This window comes from Paenibacillus sp. 4624 (assembly GCF_050435065.1).
GTDB lineage: Bacteria > Bacillota > Bacilli > Paenibacillales > Paenibacillaceae > Paenibacillus > Paenibacillus amylolyticus_D.
Map to the genome: position 1 here is coordinate 515,267 of NZ_JBNDJR010000002.1, position 20,064 is coordinate 535,330.

The window sequence follows — 20,064 nt, forward strand, 5'->3', positions numbered from 1 at the left end:
AATTTGAATGATTTGGAGAGCATAAGCAAAATGGTACTCGGGGAAAATGTAATCAGTGAAAATAAGATTGGGTCACTGTTTTATGAGGAAATCGACTTTTTTTGCAAAATCTATTGCAATGTGAAAAAGATCACATTATAATGAATATATAAAGTGAAATAAATCACAAGTAACTCATCAAACTAATAGTGAATTATTTCACAATCATAACCGTGTTTATTAACTCATTATTTTATATACTCCAAGGAGGAACTTCTCATGAAAATCGCAGTCATCGGATGTACACACGCAGGAACAGCAGCCATCGTAAATACCGCTAAATTATACCCGGATGCCACCATTACCGTATATGAACGCAATGATAATATCTCTTTCCTGTCATGTGGTATTGCGCTTTACGTAGGAGGAGTAGTAAAAGACCCTGACGGCTTGTTCTACTCTTCGCCGAATCAATTGGCAGATCTCGGAGTGGTGACCAAGATGCTTCACGAAGTTACAGCAGTAGATGCAAAAGGCCACACCTTGCGGGCTAAAAATCTGCAAACCGGGGAAGAATTTGAAGATACATTTGATAAACTGATCGTGACTACAGGTTCATGGCCTGTTGTACCGAAGCTGGAAGGCATCAACATGGATAACATCCTGCTTTGCAAAAACTACAATCACTCCAATACTATTATCGAAAAAGCGAAAGATGCGAAACGCGTTACTGTAGTCGGCGCAGGTTACATCGGTGTGGAACTGGTCGAGGCATTCCAGATGAACGGTAAAGAAGTGACGCTGATCGACAGTGTGGATCGTATTTTGAACAAATACCTTGATCCTGAATTTACAGATGGTATTGAAGATACGCTCACGAATAAAGGCATTAAATTAGCGCTTGGTCAAACCGTACAGAAATTTACGGGCGAGAACGGCAAGGTAACCAAAGTCATCACATCCAAGGGGGAATTTGAAACGGACTTGGTCATTCTCTGCATCGGATTCCGCCCGAATACAGAGCTACTTAAAGGTCAAGTAGATATGTTGCCAAACGGCGCAATCATCGTCGATAAATACATGCAAACCAGTCAGGAAGATGTCTTTGCTGCAGGCGACAGCTGTGCGATCCACTACAATCCTACCGGCAAAGCGGCTTACATTCCACTGGCAACAAACGCCGTGCGGATGGGTACACTCGTAGCGCGAAACCTGGTTCGTCCAACGACACCTTATATGGGAACACAGGGCACATCGGGTATCAAAATTTATGAGCAAAATATTGCAGGAACAGGGATGACCGAAATGTCCGCGAAAGAAGAGGGGCTTGTTGTTGAATCGGTTGTTCTGGAAGACAGCTACCGCCCTGAATTCATGCCAACGGCTGAGAAACTGCTGCTTAAAGTGGTCTACGAACAAGCGACTCGCCGGATTGTTGGTGCACAAGTGATGTCACAAGTGGATTTGACGCAGTCGATCAATACGATCTCGGTTTGTATTCAGAACAACATGACCGTGGATGAGCTGGCGTTTATTGACTTCTTCTTCCAACCCCACTACAACAAACCTTGGAATTTCCTGAACACAGCAGGCCTGCAAGCCCTGCCTCCAGTAGAGGTTAAAGCGCCTGAACTGGTGTAAATGGGTGAGGTAAGTCATCTACAACTTAGGCGGTTAGCAACGATATAGCATTCGGTACATCATAAAATAAAGACAGAAAGAAGGCTGACGATCTTATCGTCAGTCTTCTTTTTGATGGTCTAAGTGGAAAATGAGATCATCTTCTTGCGTTGATTTGTGATTATTTGCACAAAGTTTTCAACAAGACCGAGATACAATAAAACCATAGATGAATTCAATGATCTGCGAACCGACCGAAGACAAAGGAGAGATGACATATGGCGGCCAAAACGCCTTTAGAGGTTGCACAATATACGGCACAGGCTGGTGTTAAGAAAGCACAGAACCCGGTTTCTTCTGTGCTCATTCTTGGTTTCCTTGCGGGAGCCTTTATTGCGCTTGGGTTTCTGCTGGATATTCGCGTAATTGCATCTGCACCAGCGGAGTGGGGAAGCATTGCAACATTTATCGGAGCGGCAGTGTTCCCGGTAGGTCTGATTCTGGTCTTGATTGGCGGCGGAGAATTGCTGACGGGTAATATGATGGCTGTACCGCTCGCTGCAATCACACGTAAAATCTCTCCAGCCACTATGTTGAAGAACCTGCTACTTGTGACGGTGGGCAACCTGCTCGGTGCCCTGTTTGTGGCATTTTTCTTTGGTCATGTCCTTGGGCTTACCGCAGATGGTGTATACCTGACCAAAGTGGTCGATATGGCAGGACATAAATTGCATGATAGCTTCCTGCAGGCTTTTATCTCAGGCATAGGATGTAACTGGCTGGTGGCGCTAGCTGTCTGGCTGTCTTATGCAGCCGATACGATGAGCGGTAAAATTCTGGGCATTTGGTTTCCAACGATGGCGTTTGTGGCTATCGGCTTTCAGCACGTTGTGGCCAACATGTTTCTAATTCCAGCGGCGATCTTTGAGGGGCACTATTCCTGGGGGCAATATGTTATGAATTTCATCCCGGTTTGGCTGGGTAATTTGACGGGTGGAGCGTTGTTCGTAGCGGCTGCATATTGGATGGTATATCTGCGTAAAACAGAGCAAGCGGTCAAGCCGGAGACGGTTGTTCCTGCTATGGTTTCTCCTGTGGAAGCAGAAAGCAGAGCGATGTGGAGTAAACAGGCGTAACTCATGGCAGGGTCGACACTTAGGAGCATCCTAGCATTGTATTCGCAGAATAAATAGTCAGAATGTGAGAAAATAAACTGGCTCGTGAAATCAAGTTGGGATACGGGGAGTTATCAGATAAGAATATAGAAATAATGAAGTGAGATGATGCATTCATATCGCTTCGCGACAGGTTTGGTCGTGGGGAGGTGAGATGGGGTCATCTTTTTTTTGCCCAAAATTAAATTCGCCATGACAAGGTTCGGGGGAACGAAACCTGAGCATGGCGAATTTCGGGAGTGGTCCATGATATGGCATGAGGAGGAAGTGGGGAAACACCAGCCTAATGCCTTGTTCTTAATTTACCCCCGGGTTCAGAGAATGAATCATAGGCAACAAACTTTTTTCGAAATTAGAATTTTTGAATGGAATGATCGGTTTGCACACAATGTGCTACGCAGCAATGATGAAGATCTTGCCGATTTATTCTGTTCTCTTTACGTTATAACCCTGAGCGGGATATGATATAGGGATAGCTATTGAAAGAGGGGGAGCCCAATGATGATTGAACAGGAGAATGGTGTATTTCCAGCGGTATGCCCGCTCGATTGTCCAGACACATGTGGTCTGCTATTACATAAAGAAAACGGTAAAATTACGAAGGTCACGGGTAATCCGGATCACCCGATTACGAAGGGCGCGATCTGTAATAAAGTTCGAAATATGACGGAGCGGGTGTATCATCCGGGGCGTCTTCAATATCCGATGCGGCGTGTCGGCGCCAAAGGTGAAGGCAAGTTCGAGCGTATCAGCTGGGACGAAGCCATTCAGGAAATTACGGGGAAGTTTAAAGACTTGTCTGCAACATATGGACCGGAGAGCATTCTCCCTTATAGTTTTTACGGAAATATGGGTGTGCTCGGCGTAGACGGCATGGATCGGCGTTTCTTCAATGCGCTTGGCGCAAGTATGCTGGAGCAAACGATATGTAATGCTGCCGGTAATACGGGCTGGAAATATACGATGGGAGCTAACCACGGCACGTTGCCTGAGGATACAGAGCATGCAGATCTGATTGTGGTGTGGGGTGGGAACATTGTCAGCACCAATATGCATCAGGTTGTGCTCGCGGAGAAGGCCCGCAAGAATGGTGCCAAAATCGTTGTCATTGACGTTCATCGCAATCGTACGGCGCAATGGGCAGACTGGTTTATTCCGCTCTATCCGGGTACGGACAGTGCACTGGCATTGGGCATGATGCATGTGCTGTTTGAGCAAGGACTAACGAACGAAGCGTTTATGCAAAAATATACCGTGGGACACGAAGCGCTACGCGAGCATGTGCGTAGTTACACCCCGGATCGCGTAGCACGTATTACAGGCGTGCCTGAAGAAACGATTGTGGAGCTGGCACAGCTCTACGGGGGAGCGCAGGCTGCTCATATTCACATTGGCAATGGCTTGCAGCATCATGACAATGGGGGCATGAACGTGCGCAGCATCGCCTGCTTGCCTGCAATTACAGGGCAGTGGCTGAAGCACGGCGGCGGTGCCGTTCGTACGAACAGCTACGCGAGCACTAACGGTGACGCGCTGGAGCGGCCTGATCTAAGGCAACATGCCGAGCCGCGGGTCGTAAACATGAACCGGATTGGCGAAGCACTGCTGGAAGCAGAGCAACCGATCCGAGCCATGTTGGTCTATTGCAGCAATCCGCTGGTGGTAGCACCGGATACGGAACGAGTGGAGCGAGGTTTTGCACGGGAAGATCTGTTTACGGTGGTTCATGACCTGTTCATGACCGATACGGCGAAATATGCAGATATTGTGTTGCCGGCCACCTCTTCTTTTGAAGCAACAGACCTCTACTTGTCCTACTGGCATCAGTATGTCCAGCTACAAGAGCCGGTGATCGCGCCAATCGGCGAGAGCAAAAGCAATGTAGAACTGTTCTCGCTACTTGGACAAGCGATGGGGTATGATGCGGACATCTTTGGTGAGAAGCCGGAGCAGATGATTGAGAATGCACTTCAGGGCACGGAGAACCCTTATATGAACGGGGTTACACTGGATCGTCTGAAGAAAGAGCGGTTTGTGAAGCTGGACATGTCGGCCCACGAATCTTTCCTAGAACATCTGCCTACGCCATCAGGCAAGATTGAATTATACTCCGAGCAGATGGAACAGAAGGGACTGCCGCCATTACCGACATACTCCGCGCTAGTTGAAGGTTTTGATGGAGAGAATCCAGCTGGTCCAGAGGATGCATATCCGCTCATGTTTGTATCTCCGCCGAACCATAATTTCCTGAACTCCAGCTTTGGTAATTCGGCTAAACATCAACGGCTGGAGAAGATGCCGCTATTGCAAATTCATCCAGAGGATGCGGCCCGCCGCGAAGTACAGGATGGCGATGCGGTTGTGGTATGGAATGAACGGGGACGTATTGAACTGACCGCCAAAGTTACGGATGCCATGCTTCCGGGAACGGTCATCAGCCAAGGACTATGGTGGGACGGCGAGGGCAAAAAGCAACGCTCCAATTCCCTGACATCGGGCCGCTTATCGGATATGGGGAACGGTGCAACCTTTTTCTCGGCCACTGTTGAAGTGAAGCGGCAATGAGTGTGCTTGCGGCTTGATTATTTTGATGTAATATAGATTCATATTATATAATCTTTCAATCTACAGGCTTCCGCCGTGGCGAGTCATGCCACGTGTGCGGGAGCCTTTTGTGCGGACATTGGTTGGGGATGTCAGGCTAGAGGATGTAAGGAGTTTTGGACGAAAATGTTGAGATGGCTGGATAACTATCCAAAAGAAGTGAAAGTGTTTTTGCTGGCAAGTATGGTGAGTGCGACGGGCAGTGCTCTCATGTGGCCGCTGACGACCATGTATGTATTCGACGAGCTTGGACGCACGATGGCAAACGCGGGTTTTGTCATTTTGATTCAATCGCTGGGCGGTATTTTTGGACAGCTGCTTGGTGGCTCATTATACCATCGCGTAGGTGTGAAAAAACTAATCATTGGTTCGCTGGCACTAAACGCGGCAGGATTGTTTGCTTTGCCTTGGATTAGCGCGTACTGGGTTGTTTTTATCTGTGCAATGGGCTGGATTGGGTTATTCAGTTCATTATCCCTGCCTGCAATTCAAGCGTTTATCGGCTTCCGGTTTGCCGAGCGGCGCGGAGAACTGTTTAACATTATTTATGTGGCGAACAACATCGGTGTGGCGATTGGAACGGCGCTTAGCGGATTTCTCGCTGACTTTTCGTATCTTCTGAGCTTTGTGTTAAACGGGGTGACCTCAGCAGGATTTGCGGTGTTCTTCTGGTTTTATCTGTCCCGGGTGGAGCCGGAGCAGGGAGAAGTACAGCTGACGAAACGCAAAACCGTACCAGACGGTCCAGGCATCTGGACACTGCTGGGAAATACTCGGCTGTATCTGTTTATGAGTCTTGGTGTGTTGTTCCTTTTGTTTGGTAACTCCATCTGGAATACAGGCGTTTCGCCTTATATTATTTCGGAAGGGTTGGAGAAAAGAATGTACGGTCTGCTCTGGACACTTAACGGTGTGCTGATCTTTGTGGGGCAGCCATTCACCAGTTGGGTAAAACGTACGATGGCTCGTACCTCCAGCGCCCAGATGACGGCAAGTGCCGTATTTTACGGCCTCGCCTACATCGTTATGATCACCACGTACAATTATACGGGCATGGTACTTGCGATGGTGCTGGCTACTTTCGGAGAGATGTTAATCTCACCCGCAACACCGGCGTTTATATCGGAGCATGCGGGGAGGGCAGCCCCTTTTTACATTGGTGTCTCGGGAGGAATCGGAGCGGTTGGACGTGTGATTGGGCCATATGCTATGGGCGTCATGTACGATAAACAAGGATTGATTCCTGTAGCTTGGCTGGCGACGGCAACAGCTGTAATGGCTCTGATTGGATTTGTACTGCATGCAGCGCTGAACCGTAACCGGGAGATGCGGGAGTACGGAATGGATGCATAGGGATGTAACCTAAGCGGATGGACGAAATGGACTTGACTAGTAATCATAATGAATGGAGCCTATTGAAAAAATATAGATTCTGATGATCTCATCTCAAAATGAGATTGACAAAAAAAAGTATATATGCTATAATTTACATATATAAAATTTCCGTATATACTAAGGTTCTCCTGGCCAGGGGGACCTTATTTTTGTTGATACGGGAGGAACATGTGATGAGCCAGAAAAAGCAGTCCAGTATGACGTCTCTGATTTCAGCGTTTGCCCGAGCCTACCATATGGAGCATGATGAACCAATCGTCTTTCATGATTTTGTAGCTCGAAAGTTAATTACTTCAGAGGAGTTCACAGCTATTGGGGAAAACATGACAAGAGGCATTCATTTCTTTAACCCGAATGCGGATCATCAGTTCAGTGGCGACCCAAATCAGATGTTAAAATGGATAACCCAAGTCCAGCTGTCACCGATCACCCTGGCGCGCTCTGCCTATAGTGAACAGGTGATGCTGCAGGAAGCTGCACTGGGTGTGAAGCAGATGATTGTTCTTGGTGCAGGTATGGACACATTTGCGTTTAGACACCCGGAAATGGAGGATGAGTTGGACATATTCGAGGTAGATCTCCCGTCTGAACAGAAGTTAAAGAAAGAGCGTTTGAGGCAGGCAGAGCTGGTTATTCCGCACAATCTTCATTTTGTACCCATGGACTTTACCCGTGAAATGATTCATAGAGCTTCTTGGAGCAGTCTATTCAGAAATGTGAAAACCATGTTTACACTGCTTGGCGTTTCATATTATTTGTCCAAAGAAGACCTCTGCCGTTTAATTCATCACGCTTTTGCACCTCTTCCGGCTGGAAGTTCCATCGTGTTTGATTATGCAGATGAACATCTCTTTCAGGAGAAGGGCAGGTATAACCGTGTCGCGAATATGGTCAAAATGGCTGCGATGGGGGGCGAACCGATGCTGTCCTGCTTCACGTATAAGGAGATGGAACATCTGTTGGAAAAAGCAGGGCTTCTCATCTATGAGCATCTATCCCCTGTAGAAGTACAGGAACGGTATTTCAGTCAACGAACAGATGATTTGTCTGCCTTCGAGACGATTCATTTTATTCATGCGGTAAAAAAGTGAAATACAACTATACATTAAAGGTGCAAAAACTTATATGAGCAAACAGATGTAATATATGTTGCGTTCCCCTTCATACTAAAAACAAACGCCTGGAGAGGCTAGCTGGTCTCTCCAGGCGCTTGGCATTCATGATTGCGTTATTTGCGATTCTGGGCAGCACGCTCTATGATCATATCTGCCAATTCTTCAGCCTGACCCTGGATTGCAATCGGGTCAAAGTACCAATACCTATCCTCCTGCAATTCATACACCTGATTATTTTTTACTGCGGGAAGGGACTTCCAGACGGAATCACCCTGATAATTTTTATTTTTCTCACCAACGGTCAGGAAAATATGATCGCCTGCATAATCCCCAACAACCTCCCGTGAAATCTCTTTCCATTGAGTATCGCCCATCAGTTCTTTTCTGGTACGTTCAAGCGGGGCAAGTTCTAAAGCACGGTAAACCGCTTGTCCTCCTCGACCAAAGTTGTCTCCATATCCATAATAACTCTTGTCCGATACTTCAAGGATCGAGAAGGTTTCCTCTGGACGGATGACAGCCTTCACCTTGGCACTAGCGGCCTTTACCCGTTCGGTGTACGTTTTCAGCCAAGCTTCGGCTTCTTCGGATTTGTTCATAAGTTCTCCGAAGCCACGGATTTCATCTTGTACATTTGTGAAGGTACCGTAAGGAATAACTACGGTAGGTGCGATTTTCTGATAATTCTCAATTTCCTGAGCCTGGTCAGAGTAGGTGATAATCAGATCCGGATTCAAGGCGGCAACCTTTTCCAGTGATACAGCATTCCGATCACCAATACTTTCGATGCCCTTCACCTGATCCAAATAGTACGGATTCTCCAGATAATATTGAATAGAGCCAACCGGTTTCACACCCAGTGCAAGCAGATCACTTACGTACATGTCTGTAACAATTCTTTTGGGCTCAGCCGGAATTTCAACATCCCCGCTTAAGGACTTGTAGATTCGTTTAGCATCCGAAGGAACCGAACCGGACGACGGATCTGTGCTGGCTTCGGAAGTTCCAGGTGTGGCGTCTGTTCCCGCTCCGCTACCGCAAGCGGCCAGGATCATAAGCATGGTAAGCATAAGCAGCAAGGCGGCTAATCTGTTTTTAACAGCATACATGTAATGATTCCTCCCTATGTATAATTTATAAATAATAATGATTATTATTCTCATTAATAACATAGAGGAAGATGTTTGATTTGTACATGGACAACGATGATCACTAAGGCATGGACAGGTGTGATATGAAATGATGCATCATGTGTTTTAATTGCTTCATCATGGACAGAGGGTCAAAACCGTAGAACATATCTGCATCAATTTCGTATACACAACCGTTACGAATGGCCGCAAGGCTGCTCCATGATGCTGAATTCATCTGTGAGTGGACGGCTTGTTGTTCTGCAACTTCCTCAGGATAGGCTACAAATATGTGATCTGCGGCATACAAATGAATATCGGACAAAGGCACATGGATGTATCCGGATGGCAATTGTCCATCTTTGAGCATACGTGCCGGTGGTTGAAATCCAAGAGACTCATAAAGAATATGAGAAGCTCTGCCCCACCCATGACCAAAGATATATGCACCTTGTTCACCATTCAGGAATAAGCATACCGCCGAACCTCGGGTTTCACCCATCAGATTGTCCAAGGTCTGATTGGCTTCATGCTCCAACTGGTGATAACGGTGAATAATAGCTTGAGCTTTGGGCTCCAGACCTGTAATTCGACCGATCTCTATAAACTGCTGTTTCCAGTCCAGTTCTTCAAAAGGCATCAGAATGGTTGGCGCAATCATTCGCAATTCATTCAGTGCTGGATGAGGTGCATAGCCGATAATTATGTCGGGGTTGACCTTAGCGATCAACTGCGGATGAGCTAACAGTTCATGCTCCGCATACTGCCTTATTTGGTGTTGTACATGCTCATCAAGGTCGTGTTCCATCCAGCTCGCCACGGCGCATAAGTGAGGAATACAGCCCAGTGCCAGCAATGAGGCCGTATAGTTGTAGGTCAAAGAGACAATTTTCTTCGGAAAGTGCCGGTAATGACTAGGTGCTGCACCAACGATCTGTTTGAACTTGCGGCTCAGATAGAACGAATCTTTGTATCCGGTTAGCCGGGCCACTTCCTGTAATGTGGGACTTCCCAACAGCAAACATTCTTGAGCGATCCTGATCCGTAAACGGGATACATATTCGATGAAGGTAAATCCGGTATACCGCTTAAATTCCCGCGAAAAATGTTCGGGGCTCACATTCGATGCCTTGGCCAGTTGCTCACGAGTGAGAGGGTGCGCATACATCTCATGAATATAGCGGAGTGCACCATCCAGCCAAGAGTGATCTGGTTGCGGAAAAACAGTAGCTTGATCCTGCAGCATATCCAGAAGTTCATAAAAAAGAATATGTGGTCTGAACGGACTTAAATTTTGTCCTGACATGCATACTTGGGCCAGTTCTGCTGCTTTTTCAACAAGCAAGCGGCTGGATATTGGAGATGGGGAGCCAAACGGCCAGAAACGCTGTTCTTGATCGGTAAAATCGAAAGCGATGGCGATACCCTGTACTGGTGAGAGCGTACCACGATAGTGGTCATGTTGCAGCAGGCGGCCTGCGCGGCGAACAAATGCGGAGCCGGTAGTTAATGTCAGTTTGCCATCTGCTCCAATGAGTCTGGCCTGACCAGAGGTTATGACATACAATACATGGAGCGTGCTCCAGGATTCCTCAATATGGGCCAATGCTTCACGGTCGTGAAGCTGAACAAGATGTATAAGCTTGAATAGAGCGTCAGGAATAGGTTGTATGTAGGGTAAGGAAGCGAGCCAGGAATGCTCGTTGACTGGATCGGCTGGCTGGTTGTTTTTCATGACGTAACTTTCTCCTTATTATGATTTGGAAGAGCTGTAACATGGTATCATACTTCTTGTGCAATTGATGAATTTGAACTATTATGCAGTATATATGATAAACAAGACTTCGTGGACAAGTGATCGAAAATTGTACTTATTTCTGCGAAATTAGATAAAATGGTTGAAATCGCTATCAACAGAGAATATAATGATAATGTCGAAACGTTTCAATCTAGCGTTTACGGCAGATTTACTGGATTTTGTGCAGCGAGTGATGCAAAGTTCCCATCAAAAGAAGGAGCGAATTATTGCCATCGTTTCGTTTTTACACAAGCAGGGAGAAAGGGAAAACAACTCGGGATTATTTTTTTGGAAACGCCTCGAAACGTTTCGATTGTGCGTAATAAGGTAAAATGCAGAAGTGCACTTTAGGAAGCATGGGTAGAAGTGCCATGAGCGATACGCCATATGCATTATTATGAATGATAACCACGACTGGAGCAGTGAACGGGACTGCATGGTGTTGGTTTTTTATTCCATACCTGCTGTCTGATGAGATAAAATAGTAATGGAAGAGTTAAGCAAGAAGGGGCGAAAGAGGAATGGCAACGATCAAGGATGTGGCAAAGCTGGCGGGTGTAGCGCTCTCAACTGCTTCCTATGCACTGAACGGGGACAGCAAGGTTAGTGCGAAGACCAAAGCGAAGGTGCTTGAGGCAGCAAGAGAACTGAATTACCGAAAAAACGGCTTTGCCATGGATTTGAAACGGAGTCGGACCAATACCATTGCGCTGATTTTGACAGACCTGTCGGGACCGTATTACTCCGAGCTGATTCGCAGTGTGCAGGATGTAGCACTCGCGAACGGGTATGATCTTATTGCCTGCAGCTCCATGGGTGGTCGGGATTCAACAGCGGTTCGTTTTTTGCGTGAGAAGAGGGTGGACGGGGCCATTATACTGGCTCACAACATCCATGATGACATTTTGGTTGAATCTGCTGGATCACGCTTCCCGATTATTGTCATGGATCGTCAGCTGTCCGGTGATCATCTGGTCAATGTGCTGGTGGATGGTGAGCAGGGGGGATACCTTGCAACCCGTCGCTTGATAAGAGGTGGTCATAGGAACATTGCATATATCAGCGGTCCATCCAACTCCTATGATAATGCATTGCGTTACCAAGGATTCCTGCGAGCGATGCGGGAGGCTGGACTTGAAGAGAAGTCGAAGTGGCGTTTGAACGGTAATTTCGTTCGTGAGGGCGGCTTTAGTGCAACCAAGATGATGATTGTGCAGGGAGAGCTTCCATCTGCCGTATTTTACGGAAACGATGAGATGGCCATTGGCGGGTTGAAGGCATTTGAAGAGAGTGGCATCTCGGTGCCGGGAGACATTTCGATCATCGGCTTTGATGACATCCAGTTGTCCGAATATGTTCATCCGCCACTGACAACGATTCGTCAGCCGAAGCATGAGGCAGGATCACTGGCTGGACATCTTCTGTTCCAGATGTTGAATGGAGAGAGCGTTAATCCATCCTATACGTTAACCATTGATCTGGTGGAGCGCGGTTCCGTGGGTTCTTCTTAAGATCAGGACTACATAATGACGAGAAGAATGATCTGCATGCGAATGTGATGAGTTACAACAGGAGGGGTATCGTTGGAACGGGTCGGGAACGACCGGTTCAAAGGGAGCCCTATTCTTTTTCAAAAATATCGAAACGTTTCGACTGAAGGCAGTAAACTAATTTAAGGAGTGATTGAGAGATGGAAACAACCATGAATGAAACGATTCGTCTGGCAGCTGGCGAAGTCACATTTACTTTTTTGAACAGTGGAGACTTGCTTCAGGCCACTTCCGGCACAACGATGCTGAACCAGCTGCTTGGCAACCCGATCGATGGATCTTTGAATAATCTGTATCTGCGTGTACATGGGGAGAATGGGAAGATTCAATCGTTCCCGCTGCTAGGTGTGCATTCGGGCAGTCAGGTATCCACGAGCAAGTCACATGCAGACCGTCAGCTGATCTGGACAGGCAGTGTTCAACCGGACCATGCAGCACAGGCGATCCAGTATAAAGTTGTATTTACGCTTGCACCGCAAGGAATCTGGTTCTGGGATGTGAAGATTACAGGACAACAGCAGCGTGTCGATGTGGTCTATGGACAAGATGTGGGACTTGCTGATCCGGGCGCAGTGCGCAGTAACGAAGCTTATCTGTCACAATACATTGACCATACGGTATTTGAAGATGAGACAAAAGGGTATGTGGTATGCTCTCGTCAAAATCAGCCGCAGGGCGGTGTTTTCCCTTACATGCAGCAAGGCTCCCTGACGAAAACAGTGGGTTACTCTACTGATGGATTCCAGTTCTTCGGACTGTCTTACAAAGAAACCAATCAACCTGAAAGTCTGAGTCGCCCATCACTGGCAAACGAGACTTACCAGTATGAGTTCGCATATACTGCATTGCAATCCGAACTGTTGGAACTGAACGGTGAGGCACAGGTTGTTTTCTATGGACTAGCGAAGCCTAACCATGCATCGGGCATTGCTGCGCTGGAATATGGAGATGAAGTGGAAGCAGCATGGAACGAAGTTGAGGCTATGACTGCCGAGCAGGGTGATGTGCTTGAACAGGTAAAACTCTCTTCATCTTTAGGAGAACCACTGGCTGCACTCGATCTGACGCAGGAAGAGATTAACCAGCTGTATCCTGACCGTCATCAGGAAGAACACAGCGGGGATCAACTGTTATCCTTCTTTACCGAATCTTACGAGCATATCGTATTGAAAGCCAAAGAACTGCTGGTGGAGCGTCCACACGGACATATTCTGATGAGCGGTGGTAATGTAGAACTTGGAGCACAGGTTATTACATCCACCTCGTATATGTACGGAATGTTTAACTCGCAGCTTGTGATCGGCAACACCAATTTTAACAAAATGATCAGTAATGCCCGCAATGCTCTGAACGTACCGAAAACGGCTGGACAACGCGTCTATGTAGAGATCGATGGACAATATCGTCTGCTGACGATGCCGTCCCTGTTCGAGATTGGGTTTAACTATGCTCGCTGGATTTATAAAATGGAGTCCGATACACTCATCGTGACGAATTACACAACGACGCATTCTACAGAAGTACGCATGAATGTGCGCTCTACAAGTGGAAAAGCTTATCGTTACCTGGTGACGAACCAGATTACGATGAATGTGAATGAGTACGAATATCCACTGCACATGACGCAGGATGGCAGCACATTGATTTTCAAAGCTGATTCGAAGTCTCTGAGTGCAGGAACGTATCCTGAGCTGGAGTACCGCATGACGGTTGAAGGTGCCTCTGTACAAGCCGGGGACGAAACACTGCTCGCCAGCGGTGTTCGCAGTGGTGCTGCTTCACTCGTAACGTTAAGTTTAGAAGAGACTGCGGAATGGACACTGAAGGTTCAGGGCGTGCTGGAAGGCCAGGCTTCTTCGGGAGCTGACACAGCAACTTCTACTCTTTCTTTTGAAGAAGAAGTACAGGCATACCGTGCGTTCTTTGCAGGTGTCATGAATGGTTTCCGTTTGTCCCGCGGCGAGAGCCAGGATGCGGAGGATTTGTTCAAAGTCAACGCGCTTGCTTGGTGGTACACCCACAATATGCTGGTTCACTACTCTGTACCTCACGGTCTGGAGCAGTATGGCGGCGCAGCATGGGGTACGCGTGATGTGTGCCAAGGTCCGGTAGAGTACTTCATGGCCACTCAAAAATATGAGCAGGTTCGCGATATCATTAAAATGGTGTACACTCACCAATACGAAGATGATGGCAACTGGCCGCAATGGTTTATGTTTGACAAATACTTCGCGATCCAACAGGAAGAAAGCCATGGCGATATCATCGTATGGCCGCTGAAAGTGCTGGCAGATTACCTGACTGCTACGCGTGATTATGCGATCTTGGACGAAAAAGTACCTTATACCGTTAAACATAGCTTCGGATTCACAGAAGAGACAGCAACGGTACTGGAGCACGCCAAAAAAGAGATCGAATATATCCGTGCACACTTCCTGCACGATACGTTCCTGTCCTCCTACGGAGATGGAGACTGGGATGATACCCTCCAGCCAGCCAATGCACAGCTCAAGCAATACATGGTGAGCAGCTGGACGGTAGCTCTGACATATCAGTCCGTGAATGTGCTGTCACAGGCATTGAAGTCGAAAGACGAAGCTTTTGCGCAGGAGCTTGCCGAACTGGCACAGGGTATCCGCGAGGACTTCAACCGTTACATGCTGGGCACGGATGTGATTCCAGGCTTTGTGTACATGGAAGAGGCGGATCAGGCGAAGCTGATGCTGCATCCGACAGACACGGAGACGGGCATTCAATACCGCCTGCTGCCAATGACGCGCAGCATGATCGGTGAACTGCTGAACGCAGAACAGGCTGAGGCACACTATGCACTCATTCGTGAGCAGTTCCTCTGCCCGGATGGCGTACGTCTGATGAACCGTCCGGCGCAATATGCTGGCGGCGTGAGCACACACTTCAAACGTGCAGAGCAAGCGTCCAACTTCGGACGTGAGATCGGTTTGCAATACGTGCATGCCCACATCCGTTATGTGGAAGCGATGGCGAAGCTGGGTAAAACGGATCAAGTGTGGAACGGACTGGCGATGATCAACCCGGTGGGAATCCGCGAGGTTGTGCCTAACGCGGAGATTCGCCAAGCGAACGCGTACTTCAGTAGTTCGGACGGTAAGTTCAATACCCGTTACGAGGCACAGGAACATTTTGACCAGCTTCGCAAAGGGACGGTAGAGGTAAAAGGCGGATGGAGAATCTACTCCAGCGGCCCTGGAATCTACATGAACCAGCTGATCTCGAATGCACTCGGTATTCGTCAGGAAGGCGGTAATCTGGTCATTGACCCGGTACTGCCAGCTGAACTGAACGGCATGCAATTCGAATTTGAATATGCAGGCGAGCCGGTGACGTTTATCTATCACCTGAATGAGGGATCTGTCAGCCGTGTAACGGTGAATGACAAGGACATTCAAGGTGAGCGTACAGCAAACCGTTATCGTCAAGGCGGGGTATGTATCTCACTGGATGCGTTCAAAGAAGCAAGCGGCGCGGCTGAGCGTACTGTGGTTGATATTTATATGTAAAATAGCCATCTGCTGTACTCCAGCAAGACCAGCAATAAGAGCCAACCTCCTCTCGGAGAGTTGGCTCTTTCCTATATACTGCGTGTTGCGCCGGAGGTAGTTGTTAGATACCTGCTATTACAGCGGAACCGCAAGTACTGTATGTAGTAATTCATTATGACGGACTTGCTTGGTCTCGTAGCCCAGGTGGGTCAGCCGGTAGCATAATTCGTCCAGCATTGGGAAATGGCGCTCGCGCAGTGCTCGTTGCTGTTCTGTATCTCCAGACGCGGCGGCGAGTCTCTTATAAGCGTCACGATGGGTGGAATCCGTAAACATCAGGTCGGTGAGACAGATTCTGCTCGTGCCGCTGGCTTTGAGCACACGCTGGATTTCTTCCAAAGCGAGCTGCTGCTGATCCGGGCCTAGATGATGAAAGGCAAAGCTGGATACAACGAAGTCAAAGGACTGATCCGCAAAAGGCAAGGCTAGAAAATTACCAAGCTTCACCTGTATCTGAGGATACTTGAGGCGGCATGTTCGCAGCATTTCCCGTGATTGATCAATCCCGGTCATGACAGCACCCTGATGCAGCATTCTGCCAGCCAGATTGCCTGTCCCAGTGCCAATATCCAGTCCGTGTTCTCCAGGTACAGGAGAGATCCACTGCACGGTGTGTGCTAAGGCTTCATCATAATTGTGGTACAGGTTGAAAGGTTTGTCTGGTTGTGGCGACTCTATCTGAACCCGCTGATCATGGATAGCAGCTTGTTTATCATAATTCCAGCGGTCGTGCCAATTTTGTCTTGCTTCACGCAGACGGCGTGCGCTATCCGCGAGATCGTGAAGATGGCTGACGTCAAGTGTTCCGTCCTGGCGGTTCAGATCGATCATTCGCTGGGTCGTATCCATCATACGTTTTAATTCCACCCACTGGGCATACATCACCGCTTGCTGTAACTCCAGATATTCCTCCAGTCCCTGCTGATTGCCTTGATCGATCTCGGCGAGTGCATGGGTGATATCCTGCAGAGACATGCCAATCTCGCGCAGCGCTGCAATCGTCTGCAAACGCCATATATCATTCTCCGTATAGGTGCGGTATCCGTTGCTGACCTGCTTGGCAGGTTGAATTAACCCTTTTTCCTCATAAAAACGAATGGCTCTTGCGGAAATTCCCAGCCGGGAAGCGGCTTCTTTGATATTCAATCCGGTGCACCTCCTTACGATGTGGAACCTTTATTTACACAGATACAATGGAACAAGTATAAACCATGACGTTACGGCAAGGTGAAGTGATTTTTCGAAGTACACGGTCATCAAACCGAAGCGGAATTTTAGTCCACCCGGTGGCTATGCTACAATAGATAACAGAATAAAGGCGCACGAAAAGATGGCGTAATGAGGCCAGGGAAAAGGATATTTAAATGAAGGTGAAAGAAAAAGATTTGTGAATGAAGATATACGAAAGGTTGAATCGGCATGCTTACCAGTCATACGTATCACATTCGTGCTTCTGAGATGAAAGACGCTAACCAGCTGATGGAGCTGGATATGCTGGTCTGGAATGCGTCCACCTCGCCTGCGCCGATGCAATGGCGGTCCAGACAGCAGTATTTGCAATATTGTCCACCAGGCAGTCAGTTGATTGCAGTGCAAGAGGATCAGGTATGCGGATACGTCGGATTTCATCCCCCTACAGGGATGCCAGTGAATCGGCATGTCTATGAAATCCATATTGCTGTTCACCCGGACTTTCGCCGCTCTGGTGTAGCAACAGCTCTAATGAAAGCGATGAAGCAGCATGCACTGGAGCAAGGCATTCGTAAGCTCAGATTGCGTGTATTATCGAGCAATCCGGGAGCAGTTGCTTTCTACGAACAATGTGGGTTTGTAACCGAGGGCAGGCTTGTTTCCGAGTTCAGAATCGGTGGCAGGGATGTGGACGACATTTTAATGGCTTATTTTATTAATGCATAAACGGTTAGACGGATGTGTAGGGGAACAAACTCGGCATAGGGAGGAATAAACAATGGATATGGGACTTCGCGGTAAAAAAGCACTCGTGCTGGCCTCCAGTCGAGGCCTAGGCAAAGCAGTTGCGGCACAGTTGGCACTGGAAGGTGCAGATGTGATGCTGGCCAGTCGGAGCGAGGACAAGCTCGCTGCCGTCCAAAAAGAATTGCTTGCCCTTGGCGGCGGTGGGCGTGTCGAATATGTCGCAACGGATGTAACACGCAAGGAGGACATTGCAGCACTGATTCAGAAGACAGCTGAGCAATTTGGGCAGATCGACATTCTGGTTAACAATTCTGGCGGTCCACCTTCCGGTACGTTTGAGTCGCTGACAGACGAGGACTGGGAGCGAGCTTTTGAACTGAACATGCTTAGTTATGTGAGGCTGATTCGGGGCGTGCTTCCGTATATGAAGGCAAACGGAGGACATATCGTCAACATTGCCTCCACATCGGTGAAACAGCCTATTCCGGGTCTGATTCTATCCAATACGTTCCGTACGGGTGTGTTTGGTCTTGCCAAAACGCTCTCTCAGGAGCTTGCACCTTACGGTATTCTGATTAATACTGTATCCCCTGGACGTATCGCAACAGATCGGATTCGTGAGCTGGATACGGCGCGGGCAGAACAGAACGGGGTCAGTGAGGACGAGATCGCTGAGCAATTCCGCAAGGAGATACCACTGGGACGTTATGGTAAGCCGGAGGAATTCGCCAAAGCTGTTGTATTTCTGTTATCCGGTGCAAACACCTACATTACCGGAACGTCATTAATTGTGGATGGTGGTATGGTGCGCGCGCTCTAAAAGACGATGTACCTGATAATCATTAAAGCCCCTCCTTCACCGCTACAGACAGCGTGGGAAGGAGAGGCTTGGCGTGGAAAGAATTCTGTAGGATGCGGAGATAAGGGGTATCCGTCTTATGCTCTGCTTGTGAACTGTTTATCGTTCTTGGTTTTGCCTGAAAATCAGGCTAGTGGCACAAGATGTATTTATAACGTTTCATTAAGCAATATCTGGTCGAATAGTTGGGTTACACAGGGTTTTTACTAAGATCAGAGGGTTGGTTACGCAGGATCTTTAATAAGATCAGAAGTGCTCGTTCCTGACTTATCTGTCATACCCGCTTTGTCTGGTTTGTCGTTCTTCTTCAAAGGTTTAATTGGAGCGCCGGACTCGTCTTTCACACGAGCTCCATGGTGATGCTCGGGTCGATCGGTTGGTCGTGTGCCATTAACAAGGTCTGTGATGCGTCCGGTCAGGTCGGCGACCCGCTCATCATACTGAGTCTGTGTAATTTTACCATCCTTCAACTCTTGCTGCAGATCGGCTGTTCTATCGGTTGCGAGCTGCTGAATAAGGGTTTGCACGTTTACCTTCTGAGTAGAGGCAATCTCTGCGAGGGTATCCCCTTTTTTGAGTGATGAAGTTAAATCATTGGTGGTTACTCCAAGTAAAGACGCAAGCTTGTCTAGGTTGTGATCAACTTCAGGGCCAAACCCCCGTCCAGGCAAACCCATTCCAGGCGCAGGGTGTTCTGGTTTTTTCGCGCGTAATGCGGATGGTTTTACATTTACCAGTTCACTCACACGTTCCGTTAGGGCGGCTAAACGCTCATCATACTGAGTTTGAGTAATCTTGGAGTCGGTAAGTTGCTGCTGCAGTTCCTTTTTCTCCGTGGCAACAAGTGTATCAATAAGCGTCTGTGTCTCAACATTTTTCGCAACAGCAATTTCCGCAAGGGACTGGTCTGCTTGAAGGGCTTCTTTTAACTCATCTTTAGTTATACCCAGCACAGAGAGTACTTTCTCAGCATGGGGGCCGAACCAAGGCCCAAGTCCTCTTTCGGCTTCACCAGGCGGTTTTAATATATGGGAACCTATTGGAGCAGTGTTTTTGTTTTGGAGTGCATCGGATGCTTTCGCCGCAGGGTCTGCATGAACCGCAGTCGTTGCCACCAAGCCCCCGCCAAGTGCAAGTGTTAAAGCTAAAGCGCTGGTTACTTTAACTGCTTTTGATGATGTGGTTATCTTCATCCGTGATCATCCTTCTTCCTGTATAGAGTTTGTGGTGTTAATCCACAACGCTATCTTAGGCACCAAGCATGAAACAGAGATGAGTTCAACCTTAAGGGGAAGTAAAAAATGGTGCTTTATCCACAAT

General features: G+C 47.9%; 13 protein-coding genes. 9 read left to right on the top strand and 4 right to left on the bottom strand.

The genetic code is table 11. The annotated features are described in order from the left end of the window. The first annotated feature begins 258 nt into the window (after nt 1–258). The 5 genes from ABIE27_RS06610 (at nt 259) to ABIE27_RS06630 (ending at nt 7,864) form a co-directional block, all read left to right on the top strand. Complete coding sequence (locus ABIE27_RS06610) at nt 259–1,620, top strand: FAD-dependent oxidoreductase (protein WP_123065244.1); 1,362 nt, start codon at nt 259–261, stop codon at nt 1,618–1,620. A 257-nt stretch (nt 1,621–1,877) separates the two neighbouring features. Beyond that, complete coding sequence (locus ABIE27_RS06615) at nt 1,878–2,735, top strand: formate/nitrite transporter family protein (RefSeq protein ID WP_123065245.1); 858 nt, start codon at nt 1,878–1,880, stop codon at nt 2,733–2,735. 540 nt (nt 2,736–3,275) lie between these two features. Further along, nucleotides 3,276–5,339 carry a molybdopterin-containing oxidoreductase family protein gene (locus ABIE27_RS06620; protein WP_123065421.1) on the top strand — a complete coding sequence of 688 codons (2,064 nt, stop codon included), beginning with the start codon at nt 3,276–3,278 and terminating at the stop codon, nt 5,337–5,339. A gap of 165 nt (nt 5,340–5,504) precedes the next feature. Next, entirely contained in the window at nt 5,505–6,731 is a 1,227-nt protein-coding gene (locus ABIE27_RS06625; protein ID WP_429350158.1) for an MFS transporter, read from the top strand. A gap of 215 nt (nt 6,732–6,946) precedes the next feature. Then, on the top strand, nt 6,947–7,864 hold the full coding sequence (locus ABIE27_RS06630) for a class I SAM-dependent methyltransferase (protein WP_123065248.1): 918 nt from the start codon (nt 6,947–6,949) through the stop codon (nt 7,862–7,864). A gap of 137 nt (nt 7,865–8,001) precedes the next feature. Here the strand turns inward: ABIE27_RS06630 and ABIE27_RS06635 are convergent, their stop codons facing one another. Next, complete coding sequence (locus tag ABIE27_RS06635) at nt 8,002–8,997, bottom strand: ABC transporter substrate-binding protein (RefSeq protein ID WP_123065249.1); 996 nt, start codon at nt 8,995–8,997, stop codon at nt 8,002–8,004. A gap of 103 nt (nt 8,998–9,100) precedes the next feature. Next, on the bottom strand, nt 9,101–10,753 hold the full coding sequence (locus tag ABIE27_RS06640; protein ID WP_123065250.1) for an AraC family transcriptional regulator: 1,653 nt from the start codon (nt 10,751–10,753) through the stop codon (nt 9,101–9,103). Nucleotides 10,754–11,337: 584 nt separating this feature from the next. On the opposite strand from ABIE27_RS06640, the gene ABIE27_RS06645 reads away from it, so the two are divergent. Together ABIE27_RS06645 and ABIE27_RS06650 are read left to right on the top strand one after the other, a co-directional pair. Beyond that, on the top strand, nt 11,338–12,327 hold the full coding sequence (locus ABIE27_RS06645) for a LacI family DNA-binding transcriptional regulator (RefSeq protein ID WP_123065251.1): 990 nt from the start codon (nt 11,338–11,340) through the stop codon (nt 12,325–12,327). A 179-nt stretch (nt 12,328–12,506) separates the two neighbouring features. Further along, nucleotides 12,507–15,905: a GH36-type glycosyl hydrolase domain-containing protein gene (locus ABIE27_RS06650; RefSeq protein ID WP_429350159.1), complete on the top strand. Its 3,399-nt coding sequence runs from the start codon at nt 12,507–12,509 to the stop codon at nt 15,903–15,905. 117 nt (nt 15,906–16,022) lie between these two features. Here the strand turns inward: ABIE27_RS06650 and ABIE27_RS06655 are convergent, their stop codons facing one another. Continuing rightward, nucleotides 16,023–17,093 carry a methyltransferase domain-containing protein gene (locus tag ABIE27_RS06655; RefSeq protein ID WP_429350160.1) on the bottom strand — a complete coding sequence of 357 codons (1,071 nt, stop codon included), beginning with the start codon at nt 17,091–17,093 and terminating at the stop codon, nt 16,023–16,025. A 273-nt stretch (nt 17,094–17,366) separates the two neighbouring features. Between ABIE27_RS06655 and ABIE27_RS06660 the strand changes: the two genes are divergently transcribed. Together ABIE27_RS06660 and ABIE27_RS06665 are read left to right on the top strand one after the other, a co-directional pair. After that, complete coding sequence (locus tag ABIE27_RS06660) at nt 17,367–17,864, top strand: GNAT family N-acetyltransferase (RefSeq protein WP_123065254.1); 498 nt, start codon at nt 17,367–17,369, stop codon at nt 17,862–17,864. A 52-nt stretch (nt 17,865–17,916) separates the two neighbouring features. Continuing rightward, nucleotides 17,917–18,705, top strand: coding sequence for an SDR family oxidoreductase (locus tag ABIE27_RS06665; protein WP_429350161.1), 789 nt, complete (start codon nt 17,917–17,919; stop codon nt 18,703–18,705). 263 nt (nt 18,706–18,968) lie between these two features. Here ABIE27_RS06665 and ABIE27_RS06670 read toward each other — a convergent pair whose 3' ends face one another. After that, complete coding sequence (locus ABIE27_RS06670) at nt 18,969–19,937, bottom strand: hypothetical protein (RefSeq protein WP_429350162.1); 969 nt, start codon at nt 19,935–19,937, stop codon at nt 18,969–18,971. Between the last annotated feature and the right edge of the window lie 127 nt (nt 19,938–20,064).